The 16,748-nt window shown below is 53.7% G+C and carries 32 protein-coding genes; 31 read left to right on the plus strand and 1 reads right to left on the minus strand.

Annotated features, from left to right (window positions below):
• The 31 genes from DESLA_RS22050 to selD all read left to right on the plus strand — a co-directional run.
• A partial coding sequence (locus DESLA_RS22050) for an EF-Tu C-terminal domain-related protein (protein WP_492207366.1) occupies positions 1-95 on the plus strand: 95 nt, incomplete at its 5' end.
• Positions 96-98: 3 nt separating this feature from the next.
• Complete coding sequence (rpsJ, locus tag DESLA_RS0100010; RefSeq protein ID WP_031388529.1) at positions 99-413, plus strand: 30S ribosomal protein S10; 315 nt, start codon at positions 99-101, stop codon at positions 411-413.
• Positions 414-425: 12 nt separating this feature from the next.
• Positions 426-1,061, plus strand: coding sequence for a 50S ribosomal protein L3 (gene rplC, locus DESLA_RS0100015; RefSeq protein WP_028570869.1), 636 nt, complete (start codon positions 426-428; stop codon positions 1,059-1,061).
• Positions 1,062-1,080: 19 nt separating this feature from the next.
• Positions 1,081-1,701 (plus strand): 50S ribosomal protein L4, encoded by a 621-nt coding sequence (rplD, locus tag DESLA_RS0100020; RefSeq protein WP_028570870.1) that lies wholly within the window; start codon positions 1,081-1,083, stop codon positions 1,699-1,701.
• 2 nt (positions 1,702-1,703) lie between these two features.
• Entirely contained in the window at positions 1,704-1,994 is a 291-nt protein-coding gene (gene rplW, locus DESLA_RS0100025) for a 50S ribosomal protein L23 (RefSeq protein ID WP_028570871.1), read from the plus strand.
• Positions 1,995-1,997: 3 nt separating this feature from the next.
• Positions 1,998-2,828, plus strand: a complete 831-nt coding sequence (gene rplB, locus DESLA_RS0100030) for a 50S ribosomal protein L2 (RefSeq protein WP_028570872.1) — start codon at positions 1,998-2,000, stop codon at positions 2,826-2,828.
• Positions 2,829-2,839: 11 nt separating this feature from the next.
• Complete coding sequence (gene rpsS / locus DESLA_RS0100035) at positions 2,840-3,127, plus strand: 30S ribosomal protein S19 (RefSeq protein WP_028570873.1); 288 nt, start codon at positions 2,840-2,842, stop codon at positions 3,125-3,127.
• 18 nt (positions 3,128-3,145) lie between these two features.
• Entirely contained in the window at positions 3,146-3,478 is a 333-nt protein-coding gene (gene rplV / locus DESLA_RS0100040) for a 50S ribosomal protein L22 (protein WP_028570874.1), read from the plus strand.
• Positions 3,479-3,490: 12 nt separating this feature from the next.
• Positions 3,491-4,129 carry a 30S ribosomal protein S3 gene (rpsC, locus tag DESLA_RS0100045; RefSeq protein WP_028570875.1) on the plus strand — a complete coding sequence of 213 codons (639 nt, stop codon included), beginning with the start codon at positions 3,491-3,493 and terminating at the stop codon, positions 4,127-4,129.
• A complete protein-coding gene (gene rplP, locus DESLA_RS0100050) occupies positions 4,129-4,539 on the plus strand; it encodes a 50S ribosomal protein L16 (RefSeq protein WP_028570876.1) in 411 nt (136 codons plus the stop codon). The genes rpsC and rplP overlap by 1 nt, the downstream gene beginning before the upstream one ends.
• A gap of 3 nt (positions 4,540-4,542) precedes the next feature.
• Positions 4,543-4,743: a 50S ribosomal protein L29 gene (rpmC, locus tag DESLA_RS0100055; protein ID WP_028570877.1), complete on the plus strand. Its 201-nt coding sequence runs from the start codon at positions 4,543-4,545 to the stop codon at positions 4,741-4,743.
• Positions 4,740-5,006 carry a 30S ribosomal protein S17 gene (rpsQ, locus tag DESLA_RS0100060; RefSeq protein WP_035261131.1) on the plus strand — a complete coding sequence of 89 codons (267 nt, stop codon included), beginning with the start codon at positions 4,740-4,742 and terminating at the stop codon, positions 5,004-5,006. The genes rpmC and rpsQ overlap by 4 nt, the downstream gene beginning before the upstream one ends.
• A gap of 9 nt (positions 5,007-5,015) precedes the next feature.
• Positions 5,016-5,384 (plus strand): 50S ribosomal protein L14, encoded by a 369-nt coding sequence (gene rplN / locus DESLA_RS0100065; RefSeq protein WP_028570879.1) that lies wholly within the window; start codon positions 5,016-5,018, stop codon positions 5,382-5,384.
• 9 nt (positions 5,385-5,393) lie between these two features.
• Entirely contained in the window at positions 5,394-5,717 is a 324-nt protein-coding gene (gene rplX, locus DESLA_RS0100070; RefSeq protein WP_028570880.1) for a 50S ribosomal protein L24, read from the plus strand.
• Positions 5,718-5,725: 8 nt separating this feature from the next.
• Positions 5,726-6,265: a 50S ribosomal protein L5 gene (gene rplE / locus DESLA_RS0100075; protein ID WP_028570881.1), complete on the plus strand. Its 540-nt coding sequence runs from the start codon at positions 5,726-5,728 to the stop codon at positions 6,263-6,265.
• Positions 6,266-6,280: 15 nt separating this feature from the next.
• On the plus strand, positions 6,281-6,466 hold the full coding sequence (locus tag DESLA_RS22055; RefSeq protein WP_084031769.1) for a type Z 30S ribosomal protein S14: 186 nt from the start codon (positions 6,281-6,283) through the stop codon (positions 6,464-6,466).
• 16 nt (positions 6,467-6,482) lie between these two features.
• Complete coding sequence (rpsH, locus tag DESLA_RS0100080; RefSeq protein ID WP_084032166.1) at positions 6,483-6,863, plus strand: 30S ribosomal protein S8; 381 nt, start codon at positions 6,483-6,485, stop codon at positions 6,861-6,863.
• Positions 6,864-6,875: 12 nt separating this feature from the next.
• Positions 6,876-7,412, plus strand: a complete 537-nt coding sequence (gene rplF / locus DESLA_RS0100085; RefSeq protein WP_028570883.1) for a 50S ribosomal protein L6 — start codon at positions 6,876-6,878, stop codon at positions 7,410-7,412.
• Between the two features lie 9 nt (positions 7,413-7,421).
• Entirely contained in the window at positions 7,422-7,781 is a 360-nt protein-coding gene (gene rplR / locus DESLA_RS0100090; protein WP_028570884.1) for a 50S ribosomal protein L18, read from the plus strand.
• Positions 7,782-7,792: 11 nt separating this feature from the next.
• Positions 7,793-8,281, plus strand: a complete 489-nt coding sequence (gene rpsE, locus DESLA_RS0100095) for a 30S ribosomal protein S5 (RefSeq protein ID WP_028570885.1) — start codon at positions 7,793-7,795, stop codon at positions 8,279-8,281.
• A gap of 83 nt (positions 8,282-8,364) precedes the next feature.
• The gene (gene rplO, locus DESLA_RS0100100) at positions 8,365-8,835 is read left to right on the plus strand and encodes a 50S ribosomal protein L15 (protein ID WP_028570886.1); all 471 of its coding nucleotides are present in this window, start codon (positions 8,365-8,367) and stop codon (positions 8,833-8,835) included.
• A complete protein-coding gene (gene secY, locus DESLA_RS0100105) occupies positions 8,816-10,123 on the plus strand; it encodes a preprotein translocase subunit SecY (protein ID WP_028570887.1) in 1,308 nt (435 codons plus the stop codon). The genes rplO and secY overlap by 20 nt, the downstream gene beginning before the upstream one ends.
• Positions 10,124-10,125: 2 nt before the next feature.
• Positions 10,126-10,920 (plus strand): type I methionyl aminopeptidase, encoded by a 795-nt coding sequence (gene map, locus DESLA_RS0100110; RefSeq protein ID WP_028570888.1) that lies wholly within the window; start codon positions 10,126-10,128, stop codon positions 10,918-10,920.
• Positions 10,921-11,013: 93 nt separating this feature from the next.
• On the plus strand, positions 11,014-11,127 hold the full coding sequence (gene rpmJ, locus DESLA_RS22060) for a 50S ribosomal protein L36 (protein WP_084031770.1): 114 nt from the start codon (positions 11,014-11,016) through the stop codon (positions 11,125-11,127).
• Positions 11,128-11,139: 12 nt separating this feature from the next.
• Positions 11,140-11,511 carry a 30S ribosomal protein S13 gene (gene rpsM / locus DESLA_RS0100115; RefSeq protein ID WP_028570889.1) on the plus strand — a complete coding sequence of 124 codons (372 nt, stop codon included), beginning with the start codon at positions 11,140-11,142 and terminating at the stop codon, positions 11,509-11,511.
• A 68-nt stretch (positions 11,512-11,579) separates the two neighbouring features.
• A complete protein-coding gene (gene rpsK, locus DESLA_RS0100120; RefSeq protein WP_028570890.1) occupies positions 11,580-11,972 on the plus strand; it encodes a 30S ribosomal protein S11 in 393 nt (130 codons plus the stop codon).
• A gap of 25 nt (positions 11,973-11,997) precedes the next feature.
• On the plus strand, positions 11,998-12,624 hold the full coding sequence (rpsD, locus tag DESLA_RS0100125) for a 30S ribosomal protein S4 (protein WP_028570891.1): 627 nt from the start codon (positions 11,998-12,000) through the stop codon (positions 12,622-12,624).
• An 18-nt stretch (positions 12,625-12,642) separates the two neighbouring features.
• Positions 12,643-13,695 (plus strand): DNA-directed RNA polymerase subunit alpha, encoded by a 1,053-nt coding sequence (locus tag DESLA_RS0100130; protein ID WP_028570892.1) that lies wholly within the window; start codon positions 12,643-12,645, stop codon positions 13,693-13,695.
• Positions 13,673-14,155, plus strand: coding sequence for a 50S ribosomal protein L17 (rplQ, locus tag DESLA_RS17795; protein ID WP_051434234.1), 483 nt, complete (start codon positions 13,673-13,675; stop codon positions 14,153-14,155). The genes DESLA_RS0100130 and rplQ overlap by 23 nt, the downstream gene beginning before the upstream one ends.
• A gap of 90 nt (positions 14,156-14,245) precedes the next feature.
• Positions 14,246-15,244: a selenium metabolism-associated LysR family transcriptional regulator gene (locus DESLA_RS17800; RefSeq protein WP_051434235.1), complete on the plus strand. Its 999-nt coding sequence runs from the start codon at positions 14,246-14,248 to the stop codon at positions 15,242-15,244.
• A gap of 4 nt (positions 15,245-15,248) precedes the next feature.
• Positions 15,249-16,304, plus strand: a complete 1,056-nt coding sequence (gene selD / locus DESLA_RS0100145; RefSeq protein ID WP_084032167.1) for a selenide, water dikinase SelD — start codon at positions 15,249-15,251, stop codon at positions 16,302-16,304.
• Between the two features lie 50 nt (positions 16,305-16,354).
• Here the strand turns inward: selD and DESLA_RS0100150 are convergent, their stop codons facing one another.
• A complete protein-coding gene (locus tag DESLA_RS0100150) occupies positions 16,355-16,747 on the minus strand; it encodes a Fur family transcriptional regulator (RefSeq protein WP_028570894.1) in 393 nt (130 codons plus the stop codon).
• Position 16,748 lies beyond the last annotated feature (1 nt).

Genomic DNA, 16,748 nt, shown 5'->3' on the forward strand with positions numbered 1-16,748 from the left:
TCGCCCCCATCGCCATGGAACTTGGCGTGCGCTTCGCCATCCGCGAAGGCGGCCGGACCGTCGGCGCCGGCGTCATCTCCGAAATCGTCGAATAGGGTATGACTATGAACAGCGACCGCATCAGGATTAAACTCAAGGCCTTTGACTACAGAATTTTGGACAAGGCCGTGGCCGAGATCGTCGACACGGCGCGGAATACCGGAGCCGGACTTGCCGGGCCGATTCCCATTCCGACCAATATCCATAAGTACACCGTGAACAGGTCCGTGCACGTGGATAAGAAGTCTCGGGAACAGTTCGAGGTCCGGGTTCACAAACGTCTCCTGGACATTCTGGAACCGACGCAACAAACCGTGGACGCCTTGGGAAAACTCAATCTTCCCGCCGGCGTCGACGTGGAAATCAAGTTATAACGGGGGCAAGTCATGTCGAATACACTGGGAATCCTTGGCCGAAAGCTGGGAATGAGCCGAATTTTCGGGAGCGACGGAATGGTCATCCCGGTAACGGTGATCCAGGCCGGGCCGTGCCCCATCGTCCAGGTCAAGGAACGCGCGAAGGACGGATACTCCGCTTTGCAGGTCGGCTTCGAAGAGTCCCGGCCCAATAAGTTGAACAAGCCGCTGAAGGGCCATTTGGACAAGGCCGGAAGCGGGTATTATCGGCATCTGCGTGAATTTCGTCTCGAATCCGTCGAAGGGTACGAAATCGGACAGGCTCTTGGGCTGGAGATCTTCACGCCTGGTGAAAAGGTCAAGATCACCGGCAACTCCAAGGGAAAGGGCTTTGCCGGCGTTGTGAAGCGCTGGGGGTTTCGCGGTGGATCAGCGTCTCACGGCGCTGAAAAAATCCATCGTAACGCGGGCTCCATTGGGTGCAACACCAAGCCCGGACGCGTCATCAAGGGAAAGAAAATGGCCGGTCACATGGGAGACCGAAAGACTTCATACAAGAATGTCGAGGTCGTGGCCGTCCGTGCGGGTGACAATTTGCTGCTGGTCAAAGGGCAGATCCCCGGGCCGAAGAACGGGCTTGTGATTGTCAGAAAGCAACAGGCGTAAAGAAGAAAAGGTGGATGAAATGGCTGTGGTCGATATTTTTAATCAGCAGCGACAGGTTGTGGGTGAATTGACGCTGGATCCCGAGGTTTTCGAGGTTGAAGCGCGCCCAGAGATTCTCCATTTGGTTGTACGGTCGCATTTGGCCGCGAAGCGCTCTGGAACCGTTGGCGTAAAGACCAGGTCCACTATTCGCGGCGGCGGGAAAAAGCCTTGGCGGCAAAAGGGAACGGGCAGAGCTCGGGCTGGCTCGAATCGCTCGCCTCTGTGGCGTTCCGGTGCGGTCACCCATGGCCCCACGGCCAGAGATTACTCTTTCAAGGTTAATAAAAAGGTTCAAAAGCTGGCCATGCGCATGGCGCTTTCCGCTCGCCTGGCCGACAAGAATCTGACCGTGGTGGACGGCATAGGACTTGAAGAGGTTAAAACCAAGACGTTTAATCAGTTCGTGCAACTGTTCGACATGCCGAAGGTCTTGATTGTTCTTTCGGAAGTGGATAACAAGCTTACGCTTTCGTCCCGGAACATTCCCGGGGTGTCCGTACGAACCGCCGACGGCGTCAACGTCTATGAAGTGTTGCGTCATCCGCGGCTGATGGTCTCCGCCGCTGCCATCGAATCACTTCAGAAAAGGTTGAAATAACCATGAACTACACGCAAATTTTGCTTCGACCGCATGTCTCCGAAAAGGCGACGCTGATCAAAAGCGCGGCCAACCAGGTGGTCTTTCAGGTCCATCCTTCCGCCAACAAGATTGAAGTCAAGAAAGCGGTGCAGGACGCCTTTGACGTGAAGGTCAGCAAGGTCAACATCGCACGGAAAAAGACGCTCACCCAACGCAAGGCCAATCGTCGACTCGCTCGCGATACCGGTTTCCGGAAAGCTTATGTGACCCTTGCCGAAGGCGAAAAAATCGATTTCTTTGAAGGGGTCTAACCAATGTCTATACGTAAGCTCAAACCGACTTCTCCCGGGACACGGTTTCAATCCGTATCGGAGTTCGCCGAGATCAATCGTGGCAAGCCTGAAAAGTCGTTGACCAAGGGACGCGCCAAAAAAAGCGGACGAAACAACCTTGGGCGGATTACTTCCCGCCGGAGAGGCTCCGGTCACAAGAGGCGTTTTCGGGTCATCGATTTCAAACGAGATAAATTTGATGTTCAGGCCAAAGTGGCCTTCATTGAGTACGACCCGAACCGCAGTGCCCGCATTGCCTTGCTGCATTACGCCGATGGCGAGAAGCGGTATATTTTGGCCCCTGACGGCGTCAAGGTCGGAGATACCATCGTCGCCGGAAACAAGGCGGATATTTTTCCGGGCAACGCCATGTACTTGTCGAGAATTCCCGTGGGAACGATCATCCATAACGTGGAGATGACGCCCGGCAAGGGCGGTCAGCTTTGCCGCAGCGCCGGGACCTACGCGCAACTCGTGGCCAAGGAAGAAAAGTATGCCTTGCTGCGGCTTCCTTCCGGTGAAGTGCGTAAAATTTTGGCAACCTGTCGAGCGACCGTTGGGCAGGTCGGCAACACGGACCACGAACAGGTTTCCATTGGAAAGGCTGGACGAAATCGCTGGCTCGGCCGTCGTCCCAAGGTTCGCGGCGTGGCCATGAACCCGGTGGACCATCCTCTTGGCGGCGGTGAAGGCAAGAGTTCCGGTGGCCGGCATCCCTGTACGCCATGGGGGAAACCGACCAAGGGCTATAAGACCCGCAATCGCCGGAAGCCCTCTTCGAAGCTCATCGTCAAACGTCGCGGCCAGAAATAGGAGTCACGGATATGCCACGATCAGTAAAAAAAGGTCCTTTTGTCGACGGGCATGTGCTCAAGAAAGTGACCAAGGCCAATGAAACGAATGATCGGAAAGTGATCAAGACATGGTCACGTCGTTCGACGATTGTTCCTGAAATGGTTGGGCTGACCTTTGCCGTGCATAACGGCAAGAAGTTCATCCCCGTCTTTGTTACGGAAAACATGGTTGGTCATAAGCTTGGTGAGTTTTCACCCACCAGGACCTTTCATGCCCATGCCGGTGGCAAAAAGAGCGCTGTAAAAGGCAAAAAGTAGTTCTGGAGGCTTGTGATCATGGAAGCGAAATCTGTCGCGCGGTTCGTGCGCATCTCCTCACAGAAGGCTCGGCTGGTGGCCGCCAATGTTCGGGGAAAGAATGTCGAGGAAGCGCGGAAAATTTTGAAGTTCACTCCGAAAAAGGCCGCCGCCGTATTGGACAAGGTATTGCATTCCGCCATTGCCAACGCGGAACAGCTCGGCGGTGTGGACGTAGATACGTTGTTCGTTAAAAACATCATTATCAATGATGGTCCTTCATGGAAACGTATTCGCCCACGGGCCATGGGACGCGCCTATCGGGTCCTGAAGCGGACAAGTCATATCACTGTCATTGTTGAGGAAGCGTAGGAGGATAAAGAATTGGGCCAGAAGACGCATCCCATTGGGTTCCGGCTTGGGTACACCAAGAATTGGCAGTCCAGGTGGTTTAGTAAAAAGGATTACGCAGCGTTTGTGCATGAAGATCGCCTGATACGTAATTTTTTGAAAAAGACCTTGTACCACGCCGGTATTTCCAAAATTGAAATTGAAAGAGCCGCCAGTAAGATCAGGCTGATCCTCTTTACCGCGCGACCCGGTATCGTAATTGGACGCAAGGGCGTTGAAATCGAGAACTTGCGGGCAACCTTGAAGAAAAAGTTCCAAAAGGATTTCGCTCTGGAAGTCATTGAAATCCGTCGACCGGAGACCGATGCTCAATTGGTCGCGGAAAACGTCGCGTTGCAGCTGGAGCGCAGGGTGGCTTTTCGTCGTGCCATGAAGCGGACCGTCGGGTTGGCGAGAAAGTTCGGCGCGGAAGGGATCAAGATCAATGTCGCCGGACGACTGGGCGGCGCTGAAATCGCCCGGAGCGAATGGAATCGTGACGGACGCGTTCCGTTGCACACCTTGCGGGCCGATATTGATTATGGGCAAGCCATTGCAAAGACCACGTACGGCGTGATCGGCGTGAAGGTTTGGATTTTTAAAGGCGAGATTCTCGATGAGGTGATTCAGTAATGTTGAGTCCCAAAAAAGTTAAATTCCGAAAGCAACAAAAGAACCGCATCAAGGGTTCGGCCCTCCGCGGCAGTTTGGTGGTTTTCGGCGACATCGGGCTGAAGGCTTTGGAGCCCGGGAAGTTGACCAACCAACAGATTGAGTCTGCTCGTATTGCCATGATGCGGCACATCAAGCGTGGCGGAAAAGTCTGGATTCGGGTTTTTCCCGACAAACCCATTACCGCCAAGCCCGCTGAAACCCGCCAGGGGAAGGGAAAAGGCGCTCCTGTCGGCTGGTGCGCGCCGGTCCGGCGAGGTCGGGTTTTGTACGAAATCAAAGGGGTCAGCCTGGAGCTTGCTTCCGAGGCCCTGCGTCGGGCTTCCTATAAGCTGCCCATCAAGACCAGTATCGTGTTGCGGGAGGCCTAAGTCATGAAATCTAAAGAACTGCGCGAACTCTCCAGCACGGAACTCAACGAAAAGCTTCTTGAATTTCGCAAGGAACTGTTCAACCTGCGCTTTCAGCATAAAACGGCTCAGTTGGAGAACACGCAGCGGCTGCCTTATGTACGAAGGACCGTGGCCCGAATACTGACGGTATTGTCTGAGCAAAACGCTGGAGCAAAATCATGAATGCTGAGTTGAAACAGAAGACCAAACGCACGGAAGTCGGTGTCGTTCTCAGCAACAAGGCTGAGAAAACCATCGTCGTCTCGGTGAACAAGCTGGAAAAACATCCTTTGTTCAAGAAGTACATCCGAAGACGGAAAAAAATGATGGCGCATGATGACCTTAATCAGTGCAACATCGGTGACACCGTCGAAATTATTGAAAGCCGACCCTTGAGCAAGCGCAAGTGCTGGCAACTCAAACAAGTACTGCAAAAGGCTGTCTAAGAGGCTATTATGATCCAGGTTCAATCTTTACTCGACGTCGCCGACAACTCTGGTGCCAAGAAGGTGTTTTGCGTCAAGGTGCTCGGCGGGAGTCACCGCAGATACGCATCCATCGGCGATATTATCGTCGTTTCCGTCAAGGAAGCCATGCCGCACTCCAAGGTCAAGAAGGGCGAGGTGATGCGTGCCGTCATCGTCCGGACCAAAAAGGAAGTCAATCGGCCGGACGGATCCTTCATCCGGTTCGACAACAACTCAGCCGTACTTCTGAACAAGCAGAACGAGCCCGTGGGGACACGTATTTTCGGCCCGGTCGCTCGGGAGTTGCGATCCAAGAATTTCATGAAAATCGTTTCCTTGGCTCCAGAAGTACTGTAGGTAAGTATCATGAAAAATCGAAAGATCCATAAAAACGACAAGGTCATGATCATGGTTGGAAAGGAAAAGGGAAAGATCGGCAAGGTCTTGAAACTTTTTCCTAAAACGGAACGTGTCCTCGTTGAGGGTGTAAATAAGGTCAAGCGGCATTCCAAGGGCAATCCCTACAAAGGGGAGGCCGGCGGGATCCAGGAAAAGGAAAATCCTTTGCACTTGTCCAATGTGACGCTGGTTTGTGATAATTGCGCCAAACCCACCAGGGTTGGGTACAAGATCATCGACACGGACAAAAAAGTGCGTTTTTGTAAAAAGTGTAACGAAATTATTGCGTAAGGTGCGTCATGTCTAGGCTGCAGGAAATATACAAGAGCAAGGTCGCCCCGGAACTGATGAAGGATTTCGGGTACTCCTCTCCGATGGAGATTCCTAAAATCCAAAGCATCAGCCTGAACATCGGCCTTGGTGAGGCTTCTCAGAACAACAAGCTGATCGAAGACGCCGTTTTGGAGCTGACCCAAATTGCCGGGCAGAAGGCCGTCGTCACCAGGGCGAAAAAGTCCATCGCGGCCTACAAGCTGCGCGAAGGAATGCCGGTCGGTTGCCGCGTCACCCTGCGTCGGGAGCGCATGTGGGACTTTTTGGATAAGTTGGTGTCCTTCTCCTTGCCTCGTGTCCGTGACTTTCGCGGCATTCCGGATCGCGGCTTCGATGGCCGAGGCAACTTCACCATGGGCATCAAGGAACATACCATATTTCCCGAGATCAACATGGATCGCGTCGACCGGGTTAAGGGTATGAACATCACCATCGTGACCACTGCTTCCACCGACAAGGAAGGCAAGGCCCTTCTGCAGTTGTTGGGCATGCCATTTAAAAAATAACGCAAGGAGGATGCTTTGGCTCGCACCGCTCTTAAAATCAAGGCCGCAAGAAAACCAAAATTTTCAACTCGCGCCTATAATCGCTGCCCCTTGTGCGGCCGGTCTCGTGCTTTTTTACGGCATTTTGGTATTTGTCGCATCTGCTTTCGCAATATGTCCCTGGCAGGAGAATTGCCCGGGGTAAGAAAATCCAGTTGGTAAACGAGGTCTGCCCATGTTGCTTAATGATCCCATAGCGGACATGCTTACGCGAATTCGGAACGCCCAAAAGGCTCTGCACAAAGATGTCCACTTCCCCGCGTCTCGGATGACGGAGTCCATTGCCGCTATCCTCAAAGATCATGGTTTTGTTTCAGATGTAGCTCGAGAGGAGCGCAATATCCGCGTCGTCCTGAAATATCTCTCTTCCAAGGGTGCTATTTCCGGATCTCGACGGCTGAGCAAGCCCGGTCTTCGAATTTACGTCGGAGCGAAGGAAATACCCGCCGTTCAGAACGGTCTCGGCATCGCCATCCTTTCCACGCCCAAAGGCGTCTTGGAAGGGCGAGCCGCAAGTGCCGAGAATGTCGGCGGTGAACTCCTCTGTGAAGTTTGGTAAGGAGAAGCGATAATGTCACGCATTGGTAAGAATCCGGTTCCGGTGCCCAAGGGCGTCGAGGTCCGTGTCCACAAGGACGTGATCGAAATCAAGGGGCCCAAGGGGGAGCTGAAAACTCCAACCCACGCCAAGATTTCGTATGAGTTGAAGGACGATGCCGTACATCTGTCTCGGGTAGACGATTCTCGGTCCGCCCGGGAACAGTTCGGTCTGCGGCGGACCCTCCTGGCGAATTCCGTTCAGGGAGTGACCGAAGGCTTTCAAAAAATTCTCGAGGTTATCGGCGTCGGGTATAAAGTCGCTGTTGATGGCTCAAAAATCACCCTGAACGTCGGTTTTTCTCATCCAGTCGAGTACAGCCTGCCGCAAGGCATGTCCGCCAAGGTCGAGGGAAATAAGCTGACCTTGCAGGGAATCGACAAAGAGCAGGTCGGCGAAGTTGCCGCGCAAATTCGTCGCTTCCGCCCGCCTGAGCCGTTCAAAGGCAAGGGAATCAAGTACGCGGATGAAGTGATTCGGCGTAAGGCTGGCAAAACAGGTAAAAAGTAGGATTAGTTCATGAAATACACTAAAAATCAAGCCAGGATGCGTCGTAGGCAGCGCATTCGGAAAAAAATTAGTGGTAATGCCCTGTGTCCTCGCTTGGTGGTCTTTCGTTCCAATGCATACATTTATGCGCAATTGGTCGATGACGCCAACGGCCATACCCTTGCTTCATCTTCATCCTTCAATCTGTCGAAGGACGGCGGCGTAAGCGGTTTCACGCGGGACGCAGCCATGCAGGTCGGGAAGGACCTGGCGAGCAAGGCCAAGGAAAAGGATATCCACCAAGCCGTATTTGATCGCGGCGGCTACATCTATCACGGGAAGATCAAGGCTCTTGCCGATGGCGCTCGTGAGGGCGGACTTAAATTTTAATGGGGACCTTCATGGAACAGACGCAGTTAGGGTTCATTGAGAAAATCGTGTATCTGAATCGCGTGGCCAAAGTGGTCAAAGGTGGTCGTCGATTCAGCTTTAGTGCTCTTGTCGTCGTCGGCAACGGCAAGGATTCCGTTGGATACGGCCTCGGCAAGGCCAACGAGGTCCCTGAGGCGATTCGCAAAGCCACGGAAAGAGCGCGGAAGACCATGCAAAAAATCAATCTTGTCGATGGAACCGTTCCGTACAAGGTTGAAGGACAATACGGCGCCGGACGCGTGGTTTTAAAGCCCGCCTCCAAGGGAACGGGAATCATAGCCGGTGGCCCGGTTCGAGCCGTCATGGAAGCCGTCGGCGTGAGCGATATTTTGACGAAAGCCATTGGGACCAACAACCCGCATAACGTGTTGAAGGCCACCGTGCAGGGCCTTGTCTCCCTCCGTTCCGCGGAACAGGTGAGCGCCTTGCGCGGACAGAACGTCAGCCTTGCCCGTTAGGGCGGTTTTCTACGATACCGTCTCCATCTTCAAGCACGTAAACGCGCGGGGAAATTCTTACGCGCGGCCCCTGGAAGGACACTATGCAATTACATGATCTCTATCCGTTTTATGAAGAGCGCAAAAACAGAAAGCGTGTCGGACGAGGGTCCGGCAGCGGCTGGGGATGCACTTCCGGCAAGGGAAATAAGGGACAAAAATCCCGCAGCGGGGGAACCAAGGCGCCCGGTTTTGAAGGCGGTCAGATGCCTCTTCAACGGCGACTCCCCAAGGGCGGATTCAAGAATCCCTTTCGAACGGAATACGCCGTCGTCAATTTGGATCGGTTGTTGGAATTCTTTCCGCAAGCCGAGCATATTTCCCTGGAAGCCATTTATGCCGCTGGATTCGGCAAGCGCGGACTGCCGATCAAGGTTCTGGCTAGAGGGGATATCTCCACCGCCGTTCAGGTAGAGGCGCATCGATTCAGTAAACAGGCCATAGAGAAGATTTCCAAAGCCGGTGGCCAAGCCGTTGCCATGGAAGGCGAACAGAGTGCAGCAAACAACCAGTAAATCCGGTGGTCTGGCGGAATTAAAACGCAAGATCCTGTTTACGTTTTTGCTCTTGGCGACATGCCGGATCGGGGTGCATATTCCCGTTCCCGGGGTCGATTCCAGGGCCATGGCGGATTTCTTCGCCAGCATGCAGGGAACACTGTTCGGAATGTTCGACATGTTCGCCGGCGGCGGGCTGAGCAATCTGTCCATTTTTGCCTTGGGCATTATGCCCTATATCTCTGCATCGATCATCATCCAGCTGTTGACGGTGGTCAGTCCGGAGTTAAAGCGCCTCAAAGAAGAGGGGGCTTCCGGGCGGAAGAAGATAACGCAGTACACCCGGTATGGAACGGTAATGATCGCCGCTGTTCAAGGCTTGGGCATCGCTATCGGGATCGAGAACATGACCAGCCCCGGCGGGGCTGCGGTGGTCATGGACCCAGGCTGGGCCTTCCGCCTGACCACGATCATCACCATGGTGTCCGGGACCGTCCTGTTGATGTGGATTGGTGAACAAATCACCGAATACGGCATCGGCAATGGAATTTCATTGATCATTTTCGCCGGTATCGTCGCCCAGTTGCCGGGGGCGATCATCAATACCTTTCGGTTGATGAGCGCGGGCCAGATTTCGTTGTTCGTCGCTCTGCTCCTGGCTTTGCTTGTCGCCGGCGTATTGATCTTCATCGTTTTCATGGAGCGAGGACAACGCAGGATACCCATCCAGTACGCCAAGCGGATGCTTGGCCGAAAAATGTACGGCGGACAGACGACGCATTTGCCGTTGAAGATCAATACCGCTGGAGTCATTCCCCCGATTTTCGCGTCCTCCATGTTGATGTTTCCGGCAACTTTGGCTTCTTTTTCTCAGTCCGAGATTTTGAATAGAGTTTCGATGATGTTTGATCCCGCGACGATTCTTTACAATACTGTGTTTGTCGCGTTGATTATTTTCTTTTGTTATTTTTATACGGCTATTATTTTTGATCCCAAGGATATCGCCGAAAATATTCGTAAACAAGGCGGCTTCATTCCTGGTATTCGTCCCGGTTTGAAAACACGAGAATACATCGACACCGTTCTTAGTCGGATAACCCTTTGGGGGTCGTTGTACATTTCTGCCATCTGCGTTTTGCCGATGTTGCTCATTTCACAGTTTAACGTTCCTTTTTATTTTGGCGGCACAGGCGTGCTGATCGCGGTGGTCGTCGCCATGGACACCATGAGCAAGGTCGATTCGTATCTCATTACCCATCAGTACGAAGGACTGATGCAGAAAACACGGATTAAAGGCAGGCGGTAGGTGTGAAGAAGTATCTGGGCATCTATTTGAAAAATGAGAAAGAGATCAACATCCTCCGCGAGGCGAATCGGATCGTTTCCATTATTCTGGATGCATTGCAGGAAAGCGTCAGACCCGGCATCAAAACCATCGATCTTGAGGATATTGCCCTGACGTGGTGCTCACGGTTCAATGTGAAGCCGGCTTTCAAGGGGTATCGTGGTTTCCCATACGCAATATGTTGCTCGGTCAATGAACAAGTTGTTCACGGCTTTCCCTCTGATCGGATACTTCAGGAAGGCGACATCGTCAGCATCGACTTTGGAGTCATATACCAAGGATTTTATGGGGACTCCGCTCGGACGTTTCCCGTGGGCGCGATTTCAAACAGCACCCAGACGTTACTTGATGTTACTCGTGACGCACTGGATATCGGAATACAGTCGGCCGTCGTCGGTAATCAGCTCTATGACATATCTCGCGCTATTCAACGGTATGTCGAAGACCAAGGTTGTTCGGTGGTCAAGCGATTCGTGGGACACGGCATCGGTAGAAGCCTGCACGAAAAGCCTGAGATTCCAAACTTTATTCCGCAACGATATTCCGACATACCGCTGAAGACCGGCATGGTTCTGGCTATTGAGCCCATGGTCACGGCGGGCAAGGACGAGGTTGAGATCCTTTCCGATCGTTGGACGGCTGTGACTAAAGACAATAGCCTCGCGGCTCATTTTGAACATACCATCGCCTTGACTTCCAATGGTCCTGAAATATTGAGCAGGAGTTACGCGGAATATGGTCAAGGAAGAAGCCAATAAAAGAGATGGCATGAAGGTTCGAGTGGAAATGTCTTCGTACGATCTCAAATGAGGTCGGATCACTTATCGATTGAATAACCGTTGGAGTACCAAATGAAAGTCAAACCGTCCGTGAAGAAAGTTTGCGACAAGTGTCAAATCATTCGCCGCAATGGAATTTTACGGGTTATTTGCGAAAACCCCCGTCACAAGCAACGTCAAGGATAATGGAGGAACACCGTGGCACGAATCGCTGGGGTTGATTTGCCCAAGAACAAGCGAATGGATATCGCTCTGACCTACATCTACGGAATTGGTCGAGCTACTGCTTTAAAAGTCCTGGATGCGACGAGCATCGCTTGGACGAAAAAGACCGACGACTTGAACGCGGACGAGATCAACGACATTCGTAAGGAAATTGAATCCACCTATAAAGTAGAGGGTGATCTGCGTCGTGACGTGACCAGCAACATTAAACGCCTGATGGACATTGGTTGCTACAGAGGTTTGCGGCACCGCAAAGGCTTGCCGGTACGTGGTCAGAGCACTCACGCCAACGCTCGAACGCGCAAGGGACCGAGACGGTCCATCGTCGGGAAGCGGAAAAAGTAGCCGACGATTTTAAGGGCTGTTGAACAATATTCAATCAGGAACATACAGGGACAGGAGCAAGAGAAGATATGGCAAGACCTGCTCGAAAAGCCGGCAAACGGAAAGAGAAGAAGAACATTCCAGTAGGAGTCGCTCACATCCAGGCCAGCTTTAACAACACCATCATTTCCTTTACAGACCAGAAGGGAAACGTCGTCAGTTGGGCCAGTTCCGGAATGGCCGGCTTTAAAGGATCACGTAAAAGCACCCCCTTCGCGGCGCAATTGGCCGCGGAATCCGCCGCGCGCAAGGCGCAGGAACAAGGAATGCGTACCGTCGGCGTTCTGGTCAAGGGACCGGGGTCCGGCCGTGAAGCCGCCATGCGGGCCATTAACAAGGTCGGCTTTCAGGTGACCTATATCCGTGACATCACGCCGATTCCGCACAATGGTTGCCGTCCGCCCAAACGCAGAAGAGTCTAATTCAGGAGAGGGGAGGTAGGAGATTTTGGCCAGATATACTGAAGCAAAATGCCGATTGTGCCGCCGGGAAGGCGCAAAGCTTTTTTTAAAAGGTGATCGCTGTTTCACCGACAAATGTGCTTACGAGCGGCGTTCATACGCACCCGGAGAGCATGGCCGCGCACGCAAGAAATTCAGCGACTATGCGTTGCAGTTGCGGGAGAAGCAGAAGTTGCGCCGAACTTTCGGAGTTCTCGAGCGTCCGTTCCGAAATTATTTTTCCAAAGCCGACAAGCAGCGAGGCGTGACCGGCACCAACTTGTTGGTATTGTTGGAAACACGCTTGGACAACGTGATTTATCGCATGGGGTATGCCAACTCTCGCGACCAAGCCCGACAGTTGATCCGCCATGGTCATTTCACACTGAACGGCCATAAAGTGAACATCCCCTCCTTACGGATGCGCATTGGAGACGAGATCGTGGTCAAGGAGTCGAGTCGAAAGATTCCCGTGATTCTGGAAGCCCAGCAAGTCATCGCCCGACGCGGAACTCCCGCTTGGTTGGAAGTCGATGGTGCTCAGCACAAAGGCAAACTTGTCTCTGTTCCGACTCGCGAAGATATATCTTTTCAGATCAACGAACAGCTCATCGTTGAGCTGTATTCAAAATAATCTTTGCAGGTGCATAGAATGTTCATTCGTAAAGGCGACAAGCTCCTCAACACCCGCAATTGGACGGAATTGGTCAAGCCCGACCAGCTTGTCAAAGACAAGCGCTCCTCCAATACCTACGGCAAGTTTATCTGCGAGCCGTTGGAACGCGGATTTGGGACAACCATTGGCAACGCCCTGCGTCGCGTCCTGCTGTCGTCCATGCAGGGGGCGGCCATCGTCGCCGTACGCATCGAGGGCGTCCAGCACGAGTTTTCGACAATTCCAGGAGTTCTGGAGGATGTCACGGATATTGTGCTCAACCTGAAGCAAGTCCGATTGGCCATGACCACCGACGAGCCGCAACGTCTTCAGCTCACGGCGAACTCGAAAGGTGCCGTCACCGCCGTCGCCATCCAGGAGAATCAGCGGGTTAAGGTTTACAATACGGATCAGCTCATTGCCACGTTGACGGAGGACATCGATTTTCGCTTGGAACTGGAAGTCCGGATGGGCAAAGGATATCTCCCTGCGGAAATGCATGAAGGGGTGGACGAAGAGATCGGGTTGATCGCCTTGGACGCGAATTTTTCTCCCATACTCAAAGCCGCCTATTCCGTGGAGCAAGCGCGAGTCGGCCAGATGACCAACTATGACAAGTTGGTCATGGAAGTCTGGACCGACGGGTCGTTGCGTCCCGATGACGCCATTGCCTACTCCGCCAAGATACTTAAAGATCAACTCTCCGTGTTCATCGCCTTTGACGACAGCGAGGATGAACAGGGAACAACGGACGCCGCGGACCAAAACATCGATCCGCTTTTGTTCAAGTCCATTGAGGACCTTGAACTATCCGTAAGGGCAACCAACTGCCTGAAGAGCGCCGGGATTTCCATCTTCGGGGAATTGGTTCAAAAGACGGAAAACGAAATTTTGGAAACGCGGAATTTCGGTCGCAAGTCGCTGGAGGAAATTCGGCGCGTGGTCAATAAAATGGGCTTTGATTTTGGGACCGACGTTCCCAACTTCGAAGAGAAATATCAGGAATGGCTGAAGAAGGAAGATACTCATGAGACACAGGAAGAGCGGTAGAAAGTTCAACCGGACCCCGGCTCACCGAAAGGCCATGTTTCGGAACATGGCCAGCGCGTTGATCCAGCATGGCCGTATTCAAACCACGGAAGCCAAGGCCAAGGAACTCCGCGGCGTGGTCGAAAAACTCGTGACCAAGGCAAAACGCAATGACCTGCATTCCAGACGGCTTGTGTACAAGGTATTGGGCGATCATGCGTTGGTTAAACGCTTGTTCGACGAGGTTGCTCCCTTGTATAGGGATGTTCCCGGCGGATATACACGCGTATTGAAGCTTGGGGCTCCACGCCCGGGAGATTGCGCGCCTTTGGCTTTTATCGAATTTACGAAGCATCAGGCCGTGACTGGGCAAGCTGAACAGGGAGTAGCCCCCGCGACCACTGCTCCGCAAAGCGCGGCTCCACTCAGTCCTGCGTCCGAGGAAGCCTCTCCGGCTTCTCGGGAAAAGTCCGCTGAGTGAACCGTCGAGATGCATGATAAAGGCAGAGCAATTGCTCTGCCTTTTTTTTGATTTGGTTGATAGTTAAAAGCTATTGTTTGGATCGTGAATATGGATATGCGTCAACTGCGAGCCTTTGCCAAGGTCTATGAACGCAGGAGCTTTTCCCGGGCGGCGGAAGATATGGCTTTGTCCCAACCAACCATCAGCGCGCATGTGGCCTCGTTGGAACAGTCCATCCAGGTTTCGCTGTTTGATCGCTTGGGGCGCAGTATTTTACCGACCCAGGCCGCTGATATTCTCTATAGACACTGCGCGTCCATCTTCGCCTCCCTGGACCGAGCCGAGTCCGAAATTCGTCTGCTGTCCAACGACGTATCCGGCGAGTTGAAGCTGGGAGGAAGCACTATTCCCGCAAACTACTTGTTCCCCGAATTGCTCAGCCGTTTTTTGCGAAGATATCCCAATGTGCGCATCTCGCTGGCCGAAGGCGATTCCTTGGATATCCTGGACTTGATTTCACGGGGCAAGCTTTGTGTCGGCGTGGTCGGCGCCAAGGACGAATCGTCGGAACTGGAATTTCAGGCCCTGGTGGACGACTCGCTTGTGGTCTTGGCGGCGCCAAGTTTTTTATCCGGACGTCGTCCACCCTTCAGCGTTGAATCCATTGTTAAAATGCCTTGGGTGGCGCGCCAACCCGGATCCGGTACGCGACTTGCCGTGGAGCAGGCTCTGGAAAAAGCAGGATGTCCGCCCAAGGAACTAAACGTGGTGAGCGTCGTGGACGGCACGGAAGCCTTGTTGCGTTTCGTGCGTTGCGGCATGGGAATTTCCGTCAGCTCCCGTCTGGCCGCTCGGGAATACCTTCAACGCGGAGAATTGACCGTCGTCAGTATTCCGGAACTGCACTTCGAGCGCAGTTTTTTCGTTGTCCACCATCCCTTGCGCCACCAGTTTCCGGTCGTACGGTATTTTTTGAAATTCGTCACCGAAGCAGCCGAAACGTTGGAACAACCCGAGGCGAGCCAGCATCAGGCCGAAGGGAACGTGTTCGACTTGGTGCGCCGATCCGGTGGCCACTTTGGTTCACTCCATCATCAACAAGGGTGAGATTATGATCAATCTTGATGCATGCGCTCTGGTCCGCGGCGTCAGTGCCGCCGGTTGAGCCTCTAAAATATCTCCAGGGGACCTGGAGAGCGTTTTGAAAGACCTCGCCATTCGTTCGGACGAGCGCGTACTTTCAGGAACGGCACATGCCGAGGACGCGGCGATACTGCGTTTTCCGCCGAACATGGCGCTGGTTCAGACCGTTGATTTCTTCACGCCCATTGTCAACAATCCTTATTGGTTCGGGCAAATAGCCGCGGCAAACTCCCTTTCGGACGTCTATGCCATGGGCGGGACCCCGTGGTGCGCCATGAACATCGTCTGTTTTCCGATCAAAAAGCTTTCCAAGGATATCCTTAAGGAAATTCTGCGCGGCGGATTGGACAAGATTCAAGAAGCCGGCGCGGTGTTGGCCGGCGGTCACAGCGTCGAAGATCAGGAGGTCAAATACGGTTTGGCGGTCACCGGCTTCGTCGCTCCGGAAGGCTTCGCGACCAATGGCGGTTTGCGTCCCGGCGATCAGCTGATCCTGACCAAGCCGTTGGGCTCCGGCGTCTTGGCCACGGGACTGAAGGCCGAATTGCCCGGCGCGGAAGAGCTGGAAAAGCTTTTGTACCACTGGGCCGGGCGACTGAACCGAATTGGTGGGGAAGTCATTGCCAAGCTGGGATTAAAAGGCGCCACGGACGTGACCGGATTCGGCCTGGGCGGTCACCTGCTGGAAATGGCCAATGCCTCGGATGTGCGGATTATCCTGGAAGCCGAAAGCGTCCCGGTTCTGGATCAGGCCATGGAACTGATCGCCATGGGCATGCTCCCGGCCGGGAGTTTCGCCAACAAAACGCATTGCGCCCGGCAGGTGGAAATCAAGCCCGACGTGGATGCTCTGCGCGCGGACTTGATTTTCGACGCTCAAACTTCTGGGGGCTTGGTGCTAGGGGTTGCCGAGGAGCAAGTGGCCGAGGCCCAAAGGATGCTCCAAGAGGGTGGGGATCTGAGCGAAGTCATCGGGCGGGTCGTTCGGCATCAGCCCGGGGAGCCACGCCTGGAGATCGTGTAGTTGCACGGCCCCGGGAGCGACGAATCAAACGCCGTTCGTTCCGCCCGGGTTCAGGGATGCGCGTCTGTCAGCCCTCCACGACAGTCCTTGCAGCGTCCGAACAGGAACACTTCGTGGTCCTCCAATTCAAACCCTTCCGGAACCATGCGGTGCAGGTCGGCGGGACATTCGTGGACTTCGAAGACGCGGGAACAGACACGGCACTGAAAAAAATGGTGGTGCGAACGATGCGCGTCTTCGTATCTTGGGATTTCACCCGGAATGCCGATTTGTAAGATTGCGCCCTGTTCCAGCATGTCTCGAACGGTTCGATAGACCGTGGCAATGCCCAAGCCTGGCGAGTAGTCTAAGGCCGCCCGGTGAATCTCGGGGATGGTCAGCGGTCCCATGGCTTTGCCAAGGGCCGATTGAATGCCTTGGCGTTGTTGCGTTTTTCGTTTCATT

Origin of the sequence: Desulfonatronum lacustre DSM 10312, assembly GCF_000519265.1 — a bacterium.
Taxonomy (GTDB): domain Bacteria; phylum Desulfobacterota; class Desulfovibrionia; order Desulfovibrionales; family Desulfonatronaceae; genus Desulfonatronum; species Desulfonatronum lacustre.